The sequence below is a fragment of the Bradyrhizobium sp. 604_D8_N2_3 genome (genome assembly GCF_051810765.1).
Classification (GTDB): domain Bacteria; phylum Pseudomonadota; class Alphaproteobacteria; order Rhizobiales; family Xanthobacteraceae; genus Bradyrhizobium; species Bradyrhizobium barranii.
This window is the reverse complement of the sequence record NZ_JBPWPM010000001.1, coordinates 3,455,237-3,469,480: the sequence shown is the minus strand read 5'-3', so window position 1 is coordinate 3,469,480 and position 14,244 is coordinate 3,455,237. Positions and strand designations below refer to the sequence as shown.

Here is a 14,244-nt window from a genome sequence, read left to right as displayed (position 1 = left end):
GTATCCAACTTTGTTTCAGAAATAGAGTCGCGCGCCGACGAGCCCTGCCGTAGAGCTCGGTCGACAACGCGGACTGGGCCTAAGCGCCCAAGCACGTCATTACAATTTCACGATTGCGTTGGAAAGCATGGATGCAAGCCCGGGAGGCCGCTTGCACGGCAAAATAAGGCCTACTGCAGGACCTTCGGCAGCACCACGACCACGTCGACGCTCTGCCCGAGGACTTGAGTCGCAACCACCGCGAGGTGATGCGAGAACTCGTCCTCGATCTCGCTCGCGCAGTCTTCGTCCCTGGCAATGGCGAACAGCAGATTGCCGTCGATCTCGTCGAATCGGATGCCGGCGAAGATGCGATCGAACGTCTCGGCGCCCGCGATGCCCGCGATTCGCGCCTGGATGGCCTGGTCTTCGATGAGGGACAGTTTCATCATAATCGGGAACATGGGGGCGCACCTCCCAAATGCAAGAGCAGAAGCGTGCTGGCGCGACCCGCCGGGCGAACTATATTAATCGTGTCGTCCCGCCTGCCCCCGTCTGCCCTTGAGGAAACTCTTGATTCTCTTCCTGCTGCTGGTCTCCGTGCCGATAGGACTGTCGGCCGGACGCTATTATCTGTTCGGCGATGGCCGGGGCAATTGGCAGACGGCGGATCGCTCGAGCGCCGGCCTGTTGCCGCCGGCATCGGCCAATCCGGACGCGCTGATCCGGGTCTTTGCCGCGCGCACGGTGCAGTGGCGCAGCATTTTCGCCGTCCACAGCTGGATCGTCGTCAAGGAGAAAGGTGCCAGCACCTACAGCCGATACGACTACACGGCGTGGGGCGACCCGATCCGGAGCAACGGATTTGCACCCGACGGCCGCTGGTTCGGCGCCATGCCCGAAACCGTCGTGGCGGTCGACGGCGCGCGGGCCGAAGCGCTGATCCCCAAGATCCGCCACGTCGTCGAGACCTACAAGTTCCGCGCCTACGGCGATTACAGCGCCTGGCCCGGACCGAATTCCAACACCTTCGTGCAGGCGGCGCTGGACGCCGTTCCCGAGCTTCGTGCCGTCCTTCCACCCACCGCGGTCGGCAAGGACTATCCGTACAGCGGACGCTGGGCCGGCATCACCCCTTCCCGCACCGGTCTCTACGCCTCGCTGTCGGGTTACCTCGGCATGACGGTCGGCTGGGTCGAAGGGTTCGAGATCAATTTCTTCGGCGCGGTGCTGGGCATCGACATCCGGCGGCCGGCGCTCAAGCTCCCCGGCATCGGCCGCCTGGGCGTCGCCGCCGGCCTGTAGAGCGCCTGCCGACGCCTCGCCAAACAAAAAACTGAAAAACAACCCCATGCACAGTAGAACCGCCCCTGGCCGGTTGGTCGCGGTGGCGCGGCTTAAGTCGAGATGAGGCTTGGGTGAATTGCCTTGCGCGCGCAGAACGAGAGGCATCTCTCCTGCAACGCACGTTGAGCTGCTCGACGAGCCCGATGTCTTCAGACGCCGGTCATTTGACTCGTCGGGCAAAACACCGGCAAAATTGCATCGTGCCCAATCAGGCCATGGATGCGCTCGACCAGGCCGGCCATGGGTCCAGCAAGCCGCCTTGGATCCTAGCCCCCAAGCGCCGGAATATTTTCGCGAAAGATGATCTCGCTGCGCGGCGCCTCGATGCCGTGCATGGCGCTGCGGCCGGCGCGCAGATTGTCGAAGATGCCGACACAGCTCATCATCGTGTTGAGCTGATTTTGAGTGATGACGGCATCCATCGTCCCATCGAGCAGAAAGCTGCGCGTATCCGAGGTCAGACCATGGCCAATGAAGACCACGTCACGCGCCCGGTTCATTTCGTTCAGGGCGCGAGCGACACCATCGGCGGCGCCGCCGATGTTGTAGATTCCGGCAAGATCCGGATGCTGGCCCAGCAGCATGCGCGTCTGGCGATAGTTGCGGTCGGCGTCATCATGGCCTTCGCGCAGGCCCACGACCTTGATGGCCGGGAATAGTTCTTCGAAGACGTGCAGAAAGCCCATTTCGCGTTCTTCGTGCGCGCGGTAGCTGCGGCTGCCCGCGATCATCGCGACCTTGGCCGGACGCTCGCCCAGAAAGCGCGCGATCAGATAGCCGGCGGTGCGTCCGATCGAGCGATTGTCCAGTCCGATATAGGCCGCGCGGCGCGCATTCAGGATATCCGAGATCAGCGTCACCGTCGGCACGCCGTGCTCCGCCAATCGGTCGACGGCTTCCCTCACGACGGGATGCTCGAGCGCCATGAAAGCGATGCCGTCGGCCTTGTCGCGGGCCCGCCAGAGCTGACGTGCCAGCAGGTCGGGATTGAAGCCCTTGATGGTGTCGACCTGACAATGGACGTTGAAGGGCGCGAGCCGGCCGTCGGAATGCGCGATCAGCTGCCCGAGCGTGGACAGGAAGCGGTTGGTGCCGGCCGGCAGCAGGAACAGCAGCCGCATCGGCTTGGGCCGCATCGCCGCCAGGATGTTCTCGGCCGGCATGTAGTCGAGCTCGGACGCGGCGGCGAGCACCCGCTGCTGCGTAATCGCCCGCACACCGGGCCGACGATTCAGCACGCGGTCGACCGTCGCCGTGGAGACGCCGGCCCGGCGCGCCACGTCAACGATGCGGCTCAGCGAAGGAGCCACTGGTTTATTCATTCCGGGGCCCAATCGTCGAATACATCAAAAACCATCATCTTTATCGTTTGACATGCTAGCTCAAAGTCGCAATTTTCGCATCAACATTGTCGCAGAAACATCAAATAACATCAAATCGCTGTTGGAGGAGAAGCCCATGTCCCTGACCCGTCGGCGCGCCTTGCAAGCCCTGTCCGTCCTCCCCGCCGCGGGCTTGATGGGCGGTCTCTCGCGCCCGGCCCGGGCGGCCGAGTTCTCGCTGAAATACGGCAACAACCTGCCGCTGACGCATCCCCTCAACATCCGCGCCCAGGAAGCCGCCGACCGCGTCGCCAAGGAGAGCAATGGCCGGGTCGAGATCGCCATCTTCCCGAACAACCAGCTCGGCGGCGACACCGACATGCTCGCCCAGGTGCGCAACGGCGCGCTGAACTTCTTCACGCCCTCCGCGCTCGTGGTCGCGACCCTGGTGCCGATCGCCGCGATCAATGCGGTCGGCTTTGCCTTTGCCGATTACGATCAGGTCTGGAAAGCAATGGACGGCGGGCTCGGCGCGCATATCCGTGCCGCCATGGCCAAGGTCGGCCTCCATACGTTCGAGAAGATGTGGGACAACGGCTTCCGCCAGATCACCAGCGGCGCCAAGCCGATCGAGAGCGCCAAGGACATGGACGGCCTCAAGATCCGCGTGCCCGTGTCTCCGCTCAGCATCTCCATGTTCAAGGCGCTATCGTCGTCGCCGACCAGCCTGCAATTCAGCGAGGTCTATTCGTCGCTCCAGACACGCATTGTCGACGCGCAGGAAAATCCGCTGCCGATCATCCAGGTGGCGAAGCTCTACGAGGTGCAGAAGTACTGCGCGATCAGCAACCACATCTGGGACGGCTTCTGGTTCATCGCCAACGCCCGCGCCTTCAACGCCCTTCCCGCCGATCTCAGGACCATCGTCAGCAACGCCATCAACGATGCCGGCTTGAAGCAGCGCGAGGACATCAAGACCTTCAATGCGACCGTGCAGGCCGATCTCCAGAGCAATGGAATGAAATTCACCACGCCTTCACCGGACTCGTTCCGCGCAAAACTGCGCGACTCCGGCTTCTACGGCGAATGGAAGGGCCGCTTCGGCGACGAAGCCTGGGCGCTGCTCGAAGGCGCCGTCGGCAAGCTGGCCTGAGCGCGATGACGATCGCAGAGCATCAGATGACGGACTATCTGGCGGCGGCCGGCCACCCTGCTTCCGCTGCGGGCACGCGCAAGCTTGCGAGCGCCTTTGGCACCGTCGACCGCTGGCTCGGTGCGGTGGTCGAGACCGCCGCGGCCGCTGTCGTGCTGGTCGAGATCGGCATCATGCTCGCCGGCGTCATCATGCGATACGTCTTCCACAGCCCGCTGATCTGGTCGGACGAACTGGCCTCGATCCTGTTTCTCTGGCTCTCGATGCTGGGCGCGGTGATCGCGCTGCGCCGGGGCGAGCACATGCGCATGACAGGGCTCGTCAGCCATGTCGGCCCGGGCGCAAGCGCCTTTCTCGACACGATCGCGGCGGTGGCGCCGCTAGCCCTGCTGGCGCTGATCCTGCATCCCGCCTTCGATTATGCGAGCGAGGAACAGGTCATCGTCACCCCGGCGCTGGAGATCAGCAATGCCTGGCGCGCAGCCGCAATTCCCGTCGGGATGACCCTGATGGCCGTCGTCGCCGCGATCCGGCTCGCGACGCATCACCGCCCCGCGCTGATCGTCGCGGCCTTCATCACCATCGCCGTCCTGATCGCCGTATTCTGGCTTGCCGGACCGCTGCTCGCCCCGCTCGGACGCTACAACCTCATCATTTTCTTCGTCGGCGTGGTCGCAGCCAACGTGTTCGCCGGCGTACCGATCGCCTTCTCCTTTGCGCTCGCGACCTTCGGTTATCTGGCGCTGACAACCAGCGTACCGATGATGGTGATGGTCGGCCGTCTCGATGAAGGCATGTCGCACCTGATCCTGCTCGCGGTGCCGCTGTTCATTTTCCTCGGCGCGTTGATCGAGATGACCGGCATGGCGCGGGCCATGATCCAGTTTCTGGCAAGCCTGCTCGGACATGTCAGGGGCGGACTGTCCTATGTGCTGATCGGGGCCATGTATCTGGTCTCCGGCATCTCCGGCTCGAAGATCGCCGACATGGCCGCGATCGCGCCGGTGCTGCTGCCGGAAATGCAGCGGCGTGGCGCCAAGCCTGGCGACCTCGTCGCGCTGCTGTCGGCCACCGGCGCGCAGACCGAGACCATTCCGCCGAGCATCGTGCTGATCACCATCGGCTCGGTGACCGGCGTCTCGATCGCGGCGCTGTTCACGGGCGGGCTGCTGCCGGCCCTGGTCGTGGGCACCGCGCTTTGCGTGGTGGTATGGCGGCGCTACCGGAACGAGGATCTGAGCCATGTGCGGCGTGCCTCGAAGCGCGAGATCGCAAAGCTCACAATGATCGCTCTGCCCGCCATCCTGCTGCCCTTCGTGATCCGCACTGCCGTGGTCGAAGGTGTTGCCACTGCCACGGAGGTCTCGACCATCGGCATCGCCTACGCCGTGCTGATGGGCCTTGTGGTCTACCGCCAGTTTCCCTGGCGGCGGCTGAAATCCATGCTGGTCGAGACGGCCTCGCTGACGGGCGCGATCATCTTTATCATCGGCTGCGCCACGGCGATGGCCTGGGGACTGACGCAATCGGGCTTCTCGCAACAGCTGGCGAAGGCGATGGCGGCGATCCCCGGCGGCGCCTACGGCTTCCTCGCGATCTCGATTGTGGCCTTCGTCGTGCTCGGCAGCGTGCTCGAAGGCATTCCGGCCATCGTGCTGTTCGGCCCATTGCTGTTTCCGATTGCCAAGCAGGCCGGCGTGCATGAAGTGCACTATGCGATGGTCGTGATCCTCGCGATGGGCATCGGCCTGTTCGCGCCGCCGTTCGGCGTCGGCTATTACGGCGCCTGCGCGATCAGCAAGATATCGCCGGACGAAGGCCTCAAGCACATCTGGGGCTATGTCGCGGCGCTCTTCATCGGCCTCGCCATCGTCGCGGCCGTGCCGTGGCTGTCGATCGGCTTCCTCAAATTCTGAAGATCATGGGAATCATGCAATGAGCCGTTTTTTTGGTGAGATCCGGCAAGCCGGCTACGTCGTTGACGACATCGAGAAGGCCATGGATTATTGGAGCCGCGAGCTCGGCATCGGGCCGTGGTTCTATAATCCGCGGGTTCCAATCGTGAACTACCACTATCGCGGCAAGGCCTATGAGCCGCACAATTCGGTGGCGCTGGCCAATTCCGGGCCACTGCAGATGGAGCTGATCCAGATCCGCAACGATGCGCCGTCGATGTATGCCGACTTCCTGAAAGCCGGGCATAAGGGTCTGCAGCACGTCGCCTACTGGACCGAAGACTACGACGCCGATCTCTCCCGTCTCGAAGCCGAGGGTTTCAAGCCGGTCATGAGCGGCGAAGTCGGCGCGCGCGGTCGTTTCGTCTATTTCGACACGGAGTATCATCCGGGAACGGTGATCGAACTGTCTGAAGTCTCCGGACCCAAGGGCAAGATGTTCGACCTCATCCGCGCAGCCGCCAAAGGCTGGGACGGACGCGACCCCGTGCGGCCGTTCCCCGATCTTACCAAGCTCTAGATTGTCTGCACTCCCGTGACGCAAAATCCCGTTCGCATCGAAGCCGACTATCTCATCGAAACGCCGGAAGATCCGCGTCTTGCCGCGGAAACCATGGCGGGCGAGCAGTCGAGCGGCACGTTCGTTGCGGTGCCCGGCGAAACGCCGGAGCTGAAGGCGCGTGCGGCCGCCCGAGTCGAGAGCATCGAGTTGCTTGATGCAATCTCCGCGCCGTCGCTCCCGGTCGCCCGCCCGATCAACCCCGATGGCCCCTGGAATCGCGCGCGCGTGACGTTGTCATGGCCGCTCGACAATATCGGCGCATCACTGCCCAATCTCGTCACGGCGATCGCCGGCAATCTCTGGGAGTTGCGCCAGCTGACCGGCCTGCGGCTGCTCGACCTGCGCCTGCCGCTCGCGTTTGCCGCCGCCTATCCCGGACCGAAGTTCGGCGTCGCCGGCACGCGCGAGCTGACCGGTGTCAGCGGTCGCCCGCTGATCGGCACCATCATCAAGCCGAGCATCGGACTCAGTCCGGCCGAGACGGCCTCTCTCGTCGCCACGCTGTGCGAGGCCGGCATCGACTTCATCAAGGATGACGAGCTGCAATCGGACGGCGCCTATTGTCCGTTCGACGCGCGCGTGCGCGCCGTGATGCGCGTCGTCAACGACCACGCCGATCAAACCGGCAAGAAGGTCATGATCGCCTTCAACCTCACCGGCGAGATCGACCAGATGCGCCGCCGGCATGATCTGGTGCTCCGCGAAGGCGGCACCTGCGTGATGGCGAGCATCAACTCGGTCGGACTCACAGGCATGGTCGAGATCGGCCGCCACACGCAGCTTCCCGTTCATGCGCATCGCAACGGCTGGGGCGCGCTGAACCGTCATCCGGCACTGGGCTGGGACTATACGGCCTGGCACAAGATCTGGCGGCTGGCCGGCGCCGACCACATGCACGTCAACGGCATCGGGAACAAGTTCAGCGAGACCGATGACAGCGTGGTCACATCCGCAAAGGCGGCGCTGACCCCGATGTTCGCGCACAAGCCGTGCATCGCGATGCCCGTGTTCTCCTCGGGCCAGACGCCGGCGCAGGCTGCACCGACCTGGCGCGCACTCGGCTCGACAGATCTGATCTTCGCAGCAGGCGGCGGCATTCTCGCCCATCCCGACGGACCGGCCGCCGGCGTTGCCGATTTGCGCGCAGCATGGGATGCCGCGATGGCGAGTCCGCAGCCGTGAGCGGCGCGTCCGCCCTGCCCGACGGTCCACTCGTTGCCTTCTATGGCGACGATTACACCGGCTCGTCCGCGGCGATGGAGGCCCTCACCTTCGCGGGCCTGCCGACCATCCTGTTCCTCGAACCTCCGACGCCCGAACGTCTCGCTTCTATCGGGCAGTACCGCGGCATCGGCATCGCCGGCACGGCGCGCGCGAAGGATCCGGCCTGGATGGAGCAAAACCTGCCGCCGGCTTTCGCGGTGCTCGCAGGTATCGGCGCGCCGATCGCACACTACAAGGTGTGCTCGACCTTCGACTCCTCGCCGCAGATCGGCTCGATCGGGCGTGCGATCGATCTCGCCGTGCCGCAGCTCGGCGGAAGCTGGCATCCACTGCTCGTGGGATCGCCGGCGATGGGCCGCTATCAGATGTTCGGCCATCTGTTCGCGGCCGTGAATGGCGTCGGCCATCGTCTCGACCGGCACCCGACCATGTCGCGTCATCCAGTGACGCCGATGGACGAGTCCGATCTCGGCCGGCATCTTGCAAAACAGACGGCGCGATCGATCGGACTGATCGACTTCGTCACCATGGCCAATGGCGGCGCGGATCTGGCGCTGATGCGCGCGAGGGGCGCTGGCACCGAGATCATCTCGCTCGACGTGCTCGACCAGGCATCGCTGATCGAAGCCGGCCGCCTGATCTGGGAATATCGCGGCGAACGTCTCTTTGTCGCCGGCTCGCAAGGTGTCGAGCAGGCCCTGGTCGCCTATTGGCGGTCGGCGGGCCTGATTCCCGACAGCAAGCCCGATCTGCGCCTTGCCGGCGTCGAGCGCATCGCCTGCGTCTCCGGCTCCTGCTCGCCCGTCACCGCCGCGCAGATCGCGCATGCCGCGGACAACGGCTACGACGTCGAGCGGCTCGATGCGACGCGCGCCGTCGACGCGGCGGAATGGACCAGGGAGATCGGCCGCGCTGTCGCGCGTGCGCTCGCAGCACTCGCGTCGGGGCGCGATGCGCTCCTGATCACCGCAAGCGGACCGGACGATCCCGCCATCGGCGCACTCAACGCGGCCATCGAGGCGAGCGGCGCAACGGCGAGTGCAGTAAACGAGCGCATCGGCGCGGGGCTCGGCCAGGCGCTGGACTCCATTCTGAAAACCGCGCGGCTCCCGCGCGCCGTGGTCGCCGGCGGCGACACGTCCGGCCATGCGCTGCAGGCAATGGGCATCTATGCGCTGACCGCGATCGCCCCTCTCGCGGAAGGCGCGCCACTCAACCGCGCATCATCGGATCGCGCGCATGCGAACATCGAGATCGCGCTCAAGGGCGGACAGGTCGGCGGGATCGATCTGTTCTGCCGTGCCAGAGACGGCGGTTAGCCGTCACTGCAAGGCGATCGCGATCTGGCCGATATTGGCCGTGAACCGCGGCTTCATCGGGCCGGCGGGATCAGGGCGCGCAGGATGTCGGGCTTCCAGGCCTGACGCGCGCTGTCAAAGGCCGCGAAATCATGGTCGAACTGCCAATAGGCCCATGCCCAGCCACGTCTGTCGGCGCTTCGCGCCACGAACGACAGGTATCTCTGGCGACTCTCGGATGGAGCCCGTTCGTAGACCCCGAACTCGCCGAGATAAACCGGGCGTTTCTCTCGCTCCGACCACCGGCTGACCTTCTCGAAATCAGCGGCCGCCTTGGCTTCATCGTCCGGACTGCCCCAATCCAGCGGCCCGATGCGCGCGAACGTCTCGGACCATGGCGCACCCTGATGCGTGAAGCGTATCGGCGCGTAATAATGAAAGGCGACGATGAGATTCCTGTCGCCGGCGGGGAGAGCCAGATCGTCGATGGGAATCTCGTCCGTGTTGAGAACGGCAGCAATGACCCGCCGCTCGGGGTTGGTGCGGCGGATGATGCCGATACATTCGTTGAGGAGCGAATTCCAGCTGGCGGACGTCATCTGTCCCCCCGGCTCGTTCAAGACCTCGAAGACGAGCCCGGGATATCTTCCGGCATAGCGCTCCGCGATCTGCCGCCAGAATGCCCTGAGCTTCTCGCCGCATTCGGATACATCACGCTGACAGACATGCGTGTCGTGCTCGTCGACGATGGGAACGAGGTTCCTGGCGAGGATTTCCTCGATGACGGCATCAAGCCTTCTCAGCACGGCCTCATCCAGCACATTCCCGCGATCCATGAACTTGAAGCCGAAGAAATTGATCCTGACGTGCGAGAATCCGGCCTTTCTGATCGCCGTCAAATTGTCCAGACGGAACGGCGCGTTCTGACCGCCCTCCCAGATTCCGTCGTAACCGAGAATGTTGATCCCGCGTCCCAACTTTGCCGCATCACGAGGCACGGCCGGCCCGGCGCCATGGGCGTCGGAGCAGAGCGATGCGAAGACGAAAGCCGCTGCGGCAAGATTGAAGCTTCTCGACCAGCGAGCGCGGGGGGCGGTCATCCTGCTTCCATTCCGTAAGGGTTAGAAATCGGTCTCCGGCACCGGCCTGCACGTTGCAAGGAGGAACGCCACGAGGAGCACCGACGTGAACATGGTCGAGCGAAGGAACGTCGTCTCGGTGAAATTGGTCTGAAAGCTGAGGGCGACAAATCCGATGATGAGGGCACAGTGCGCCCGATGGATCGATCGTGCGGAAATCAAATAGAGCACCTTGTTCGAGAACAGAAGAACACTCGCGGCGAAAAGCACGTAGCCCAGAAACCCTGTTTCCATCAGAATCGCGATATAGCCGCTATGATAGTTGTCGAGCACCCAACCGTGGTTCTGCTCGAAATAATCGTAGATCGACGGGATCGTCCAGAAGCCGTTGATTCCGAAGCCGAGCAGCGGCGCATCGTCGAAATGGCTTATCGCGTAGTGCCAGATGAAGGTCCGCTCGGTAAAGTTGACGGTCGCATCGCCAATGTGGATGGCGTCGTATCCGGTCGCATAAAAATAGACGATCAGGAAGCCGGCCATAACGCACATGACGAACGGCAGGATCGCATAGAGCCTCATGCAGCCGACCGACCACATCGAGGTCACGAGCAGCGCACAAGCCGCCAGGGCGACAGCACCGGCGCCGCGCGATTCCGACGCGAGGACGCAGGTCGACGCCAGCAGGAACGCGACGAGGAACGCCAGCCACCCCTGCCCCGTCATCTTCCGGTAGCAGGAGAAAAACATCAGATATGCGCCGACAAAGCCCAGCGTCTGCTTCGATTCATAGACGCCCTGCCATTGACCATTGTGCATCCAGCTATGGTCTACCCCGATATCGGGCACGGCGAGCGCGCAAAGCGCCGATGCGGCGACCAGTATGAAAAGCCCGGAGGATGTCGCCTTCACGACATCGTCGATATCGATCCGCGTGATCATACAGAACGCGCCAAACGTCGTCATTGCAAGAGCGGCGCTCTTCATGATGGCTGCGGCATTCAGAGTGGTCCACAACACCGAGACGACCGCCAGCGTGTAGAATGCGAGGAGCGCGATCAGATCCGGGTTGAACGCCAGCTGCAGACGCGGGCGCACGAACGCGCTTGCGTAGATCAGCACGCTCCACATCAGCAGAGCGACCGCCTGTTGCAGATAAGTCAGTCCAGCCGGCAGTATCGCCGTATTGAATGTCCCCATCGACGCGACGACATTGACGGTGATCGATACGCAGATGACGAGCCTGGCGATCTTCTCGACGCCGGCACTGCGCGTCTTCCAGATCGCGCTCGTGAGTGCCCCGGAGTCTCTCTCGGTCTGCAGGATGGTCATGCGGTGACTTTCCCTTAAGCTTGGTTAATTATCTGCTACTGCGGGTTGATCTGCCGGGCCCCGGCACCACGAAATCTCGAAGCTTCGGGCATTGATAACGATACGGCCCCTGCTCGATGCGTTAATGCAAATCGCACCCCGCTGGTGCCTCGGCCGTCACGACCCTGCTATACAAGCGCGGGATCCGGCTCGATCGACTTCTCCGGACTATCTGGTTTCCGTGGTCACGCATGAATAAGCCGAGCAATACATTCGATATCGCCATCGAGCAGGCGTTCGACTTCCTGTCTCCGGAATACGCGGCGCTGTTCGACAGCTCTGCCGCGACCGCGTTTCAGCATCCGCTCTGGCTGGACAGCCTCTACGCCAGGCTCGCATCCCATGCAGGCGCGACGCCGCTGGTCGTCGTGGTCCGCCGTCGTACGACGGGGGCACTGGCGATGGTGCTGCCGCTACTTCGAATCCGCCGCGGCCCGATCCGCACCATCGAATTCGCCGATCTGCGCGTATCCGACTATCTGGCGCCGGTCTGCAGTCCCGAGGTGTTTGCCAGCCTGCTGGAGGACGAAGCGGCCTGCGCGGAGATCCGGCGCCTCGTCCGCCCGTTCGACCTGCTCCGCATGACCAAGCTGCCCGACGGACGGCTTCCGATCGAGAGCTTACTCGGCGCGCCACGCCGCGTCTCGATGGAGACGAACGCCTACGCGACCGTTCTCGTCGTCCCGTTCGAGCAATGGCGTGCCAGCGCGCTGGATCGCTCCTATCAGAAGGAGCTCGCCAAGAAATATCGCCAGCTCCAGAAGAAGGGAGCATTGAGCTTCTCATGCTGCGACGACAGCGCCTCGATCTCCGAGGCGATGGACGCGATGAAGCAATATCGCGGCCCGCGCTTTCACGCCCAGGGCGACGGCGACCTGCTCCAGCGCCCCGAATATTACAGCTTCTATTCCGACGTGGCGGCCCGCGGTCTCGGCTCGTTCGTCCGACTCTACGCCATGAAGATGGACGGCGGCGTGATCGCCGCCGTGCTCGGACTGCGCCATCGCGGCAGCTTCCTCGTCATCATGAGCGCCTTCGATATCGACGGGTACAAGAGCCAATCCCTGGGCTCTCTGATGTTCGAGCAAGTGGCGAGGGATTGCATCGAGCGCGGCGATCAGATGCTCGACTTCACGATTGGCGACGAGCCGTACAAGAAATTGTTCGGCGGCCAGCCTTCGCCGATGTGGATGGTCACGCAGGCCGGCAGCACCGCGGGCGCCATCAGCCTGTTCGCGCTGAAGCAGGCTCCCTGGCTCAAACTGGCGGCCAAGCGGCTGTCGGATTTCAGGCTCCTGCCGGCCCGCACCCCGACGCCCACGCGCTAACCGAAACGCAAGCGAGCGGGCGCAGAGCTCACGCGCGGAGCGCGCCGCGGACGCGTCCGAGCCAGCCCGGATGCATCTGATCGACACGATGCGTGAGACTGCGCCGCAGGAAGTGCAACCGGCGTCGCACATCCCATTCGATATCGTTGCGGGACGTCAGGGCCTGACGGAAGCGCGCCATTTTCAGCGACCGCTGGTCTGCCGCGAGCTTGTCGGGATCGGAATAGAACTGCGAGATCTTCTCCGTGCCCATGCCGGCGCTTGCGAGCCAGCGCGGTGCGTACTCCGTGCAAAGGCGATCGACGTCCACCAACAGGCGGGCGACGCCCGTGCCGGCGGCGGGACAATTGGTCTGGAACGCATCGCCGATGAGGACGATTCCGGGCTGAAGGTGTCCCTCCACCACGGTCAGATCCATCACCCAGTTCTGCACCTTGTCGGTCACGTGGAAATCGCCGAGGTAAGGCCGCAGTCCCGGCAGCAGCCGCAGGACGGTTGCTTCCGGTTCGCGGCGCAGCTCGCGCATGATCGGATCGGTCGGGTCGCGGAACATGAACAGATTGGCCCGCATGCCTGATGGCACCGGGAACAGGCTGAGATAGTCGATGCCGTCAGCGGTACGCTCGCCGTAACAGGTCAGCGCCTCGAAATCGAACGGCGTGCCATCGCGGCGCGCGATCGTGAAGCCGAACGACACCGAATGGCGCTCGGCCAGCACGCGCCGCTTGATGCCGAGCTTGTAGCCGAGAGCTCCCGCCATGCCTGTGGCGAGCACGACGAGCCGCGCGTCCAGGCGTCGTCCCGACGCAAGCTCGATATGCTGGACATCGTCGCTGGGGCTGATTGCGGTGACTTCGTCGACGATCAGATTGGGCGGATCGGGCAGCTGGCTGCGCGCCATGGCAACGAGGCCGGCATAGGAAAACCCGTAAGCCTGGCCGACGCTGACATCGACGACCTTGCCTTCCCGGATATTGAGCACCCGGTCATACCGGCAGGCGACGTTCGCGAGCGCATGGAGGAAACCCAGCTTGCGGAACATCTCGAGCTGCTGGCCACCGAGCTTCTCGACCCGGAATTCGTCCGGATGCACCGCGCGCTTGTCGACGAGTGCGACGCGATGCCCCGCCCGCGCAAGCACGGACGCGGCGAGCGACCCCGCAAGGCCGCCACCGACGATCGCGATGTCTGCGACGATGGCCGCAGTCGCAGCTGCATCGCTCGGCTCGGTCACGGGTCTATCCGTCGTCATGGTTTAGGGCTCCACGGTTAACGGTGGTTCCATGTGCAATTCCCTCGCCTGATGTCGTATCGCAGAGCCAAACGCGATCATTTCCGGCGATTGAGGTTAACGGGTCGCCGGACACATCCGTCCCGGCACGCGCCTTGCTCAGAACGACCTCGAAATACTGCTGTCTCGTCAGACCAAGCGTCCGAATTCGTTCCAGAGAGGCCATTCCAATGCTCGAACAGCCGCAGGCCGGCCGGCTTCGCCCCGCATCTTGCACCGGCACGACATCGCGCCGCTTTTCGATCGAGCCGGTGCCCGGTCAATCTGGCACATCGGGGACGCGGCTGTTCCGCAGTGAAGCAGCGGCGTACGACCTTCGTCGACGACAGACGACGGGA

The 14,244-nt window shown here is 63.9% G+C and carries 12 protein-coding genes; 7 read left to right on the top strand and 5 right to left on the bottom strand.

Features of this window, described 5'->3' with window-relative positions; translation table 11 throughout:
- Positions 1-170: 170 nt before the first annotated feature.
- A complete protein-coding gene (locus AB7245_RS16395; protein WP_071917581.1) occupies positions 171-431 on the bottom strand; it encodes a hypothetical protein in 261 nt (86 codons plus the stop codon).
- Positions 432-552: 121 nt separating this feature from the next.
- Here AB7245_RS16395 and AB7245_RS16390 point away from each other — a divergent pair, with 121 nt between their 5' ends.
- Positions 553-1,284 carry a DUF3750 domain-containing protein gene (locus AB7245_RS16390; RefSeq protein WP_439034437.1) on the top strand — a complete coding sequence of 244 codons (732 nt, stop codon included), beginning with the start codon at positions 553-555 and terminating at the stop codon, positions 1,282-1,284.
- Between the two features lie 308 nt (positions 1,285-1,592).
- On the opposite strand, the gene AB7245_RS16385 is transcribed toward AB7245_RS16390, so the two are convergent.
- Positions 1,593-2,648 (bottom strand): LacI family DNA-binding transcriptional regulator, encoded by a 1,056-nt coding sequence (locus AB7245_RS16385; protein ID WP_071915404.1) that lies wholly within the window; start codon positions 2,646-2,648, stop codon positions 1,593-1,595.
- A gap of 136 nt (positions 2,649-2,784) precedes the next feature.
- Here AB7245_RS16385 and AB7245_RS16380 point away from each other — a divergent pair, with 136 nt between their 5' ends.
- Genes AB7245_RS16380 through AB7245_RS16360 form a run of 5 tightly spaced genes read left to right on the top strand, consistent with a single transcriptional unit; the run spans position 2,785 to position 8,861 of the window.
- Positions 2,785-3,801, top strand: coding sequence for a TRAP transporter substrate-binding protein (locus AB7245_RS16380; RefSeq protein ID WP_085403215.1), 1,017 nt, complete (start codon positions 2,785-2,787; stop codon positions 3,799-3,801).
- 5 nt (positions 3,802-3,806) lie between these two features.
- Entirely contained in the window at positions 3,807-5,717 is a 1,911-nt protein-coding gene (locus AB7245_RS16375) for a TRAP transporter large permease (protein WP_094184275.1), read from the top strand.
- 19 nt (positions 5,718-5,736) lie between these two features.
- Positions 5,737-6,276: a VOC family protein gene (locus tag AB7245_RS16370; RefSeq protein WP_014496479.1), complete on the top strand. Its 540-nt coding sequence runs from the start codon at positions 5,737-5,739 to the stop codon at positions 6,274-6,276.
- Positions 6,277-6,291: 15 nt separating this feature from the next.
- Positions 6,292-7,500 carry a ribulose-bisphosphate carboxylase large subunit family protein gene (locus tag AB7245_RS16365; protein ID WP_085403178.1) on the top strand — a complete coding sequence of 403 codons (1,209 nt, stop codon included), beginning with the start codon at positions 6,292-6,294 and terminating at the stop codon, positions 7,498-7,500.
- Positions 7,497-8,861 carry a four-carbon acid sugar kinase family protein gene (locus tag AB7245_RS16360; RefSeq protein WP_245344193.1) on the top strand — a complete coding sequence of 455 codons (1,365 nt, stop codon included), beginning with the start codon at positions 7,497-7,499 and terminating at the stop codon, positions 8,859-8,861. The genes AB7245_RS16365 and AB7245_RS16360 overlap by 4 nt, the downstream gene beginning before the upstream one ends.
- Before the next feature lie 53 nt (positions 8,862-8,914).
- Here the strand turns inward: AB7245_RS16360 and AB7245_RS16355 are convergent, their stop codons facing one another.
- Together AB7245_RS16355 and AB7245_RS16350 are read right to left on the bottom strand one after the other, a co-directional pair.
- Positions 8,915-9,940, bottom strand: a complete 1,026-nt coding sequence (locus AB7245_RS16355; protein ID WP_085403176.1) for a glycoside hydrolase family 5 protein — start codon at positions 9,938-9,940, stop codon at positions 8,915-8,917.
- A 21-nt stretch (positions 9,941-9,961) separates the two neighbouring features.
- On the bottom strand, positions 9,962-11,248 hold the full coding sequence (locus AB7245_RS16350; RefSeq protein WP_085403175.1) for an O-antigen ligase family protein: 1,287 nt from the start codon (positions 11,246-11,248) through the stop codon (positions 9,962-9,964).
- 230 nt (positions 11,249-11,478) lie between these two features.
- Between AB7245_RS16350 and AB7245_RS16345 the strand changes: the two genes are divergently transcribed.
- The gene (locus AB7245_RS16345) at positions 11,479-12,615 is read left to right on the top strand and encodes a GNAT family N-acetyltransferase (RefSeq protein WP_085403174.1); all 1,137 of its coding nucleotides are present in this window, start codon (positions 11,479-11,481) and stop codon (positions 12,613-12,615) included.
- A gap of 28 nt (positions 12,616-12,643) precedes the next feature.
- Here AB7245_RS16345 and AB7245_RS16340 read toward each other — a convergent pair whose 3' ends face one another.
- On the bottom strand, positions 12,644-13,867 hold the full coding sequence (locus tag AB7245_RS16340) for an FAD-dependent oxidoreductase (protein ID WP_085403173.1): 1,224 nt from the start codon (positions 13,865-13,867) through the stop codon (positions 12,644-12,646).
- Positions 13,868-14,244: the final 377 nt, after the last annotated feature.

Excerpts from the sequence above, each read along its gene's own strand:
- AB7245_RS16395 (WP_071917581.1), bottom strand. The coding sequence starts at position 431 with ATGATGAAACTGTCCCTCATCGAAGACCAGGCCATCCAGGCGCGAATC.
- AB7245_RS16385 (WP_071915404.1), bottom strand. The coding sequence starts at position 2,648 with ATGAATAAACCAGTGGCTCCTTCGCTGAGCCGCATCGTTGACGTGGCG.
- AB7245_RS16380 (WP_085403215.1), top strand. The coding sequence starts at position 2,785 with ATGTCCCTGACCCGTCGGCGCGCCTTGCAAGCCCTGTCCGTCCTCCCC.
- AB7245_RS16375 (WP_094184275.1), top strand. The coding sequence starts at position 3,807 with ATGACGATCGCAGAGCATCAGATGACGGACTATCTGGCGGCGGCCGGC.
- AB7245_RS16370 (WP_014496479.1), top strand. The coding sequence starts at position 5,737 with ATGAGCCGTTTTTTTGGTGAGATCCGGCAAGCCGGCTACGTCGTTGAC.
- AB7245_RS16355 (WP_085403176.1), bottom strand. The coding sequence starts at position 9,940 with ATGACCGCCCCCCGCGCTCGCTGGTCGAGAAGCTTCAATCTTGCCGCA.
- AB7245_RS16350 (WP_085403175.1), bottom strand. The coding sequence starts at position 11,248 with ATGACCATCCTGCAGACCGAGAGAGACTCCGGGGCACTCACGAGCGCG.
- AB7245_RS16345 (WP_085403174.1), top strand. The coding sequence starts at position 11,479 with ATGAATAAGCCGAGCAATACATTCGATATCGCCATCGAGCAGGCGTTC.
- AB7245_RS16340 (WP_085403173.1), bottom strand. The coding sequence starts at position 13,867 with ATGACGACGGATAGACCCGTGACCGAGCCGAGCGATGCAGCTGCGACT.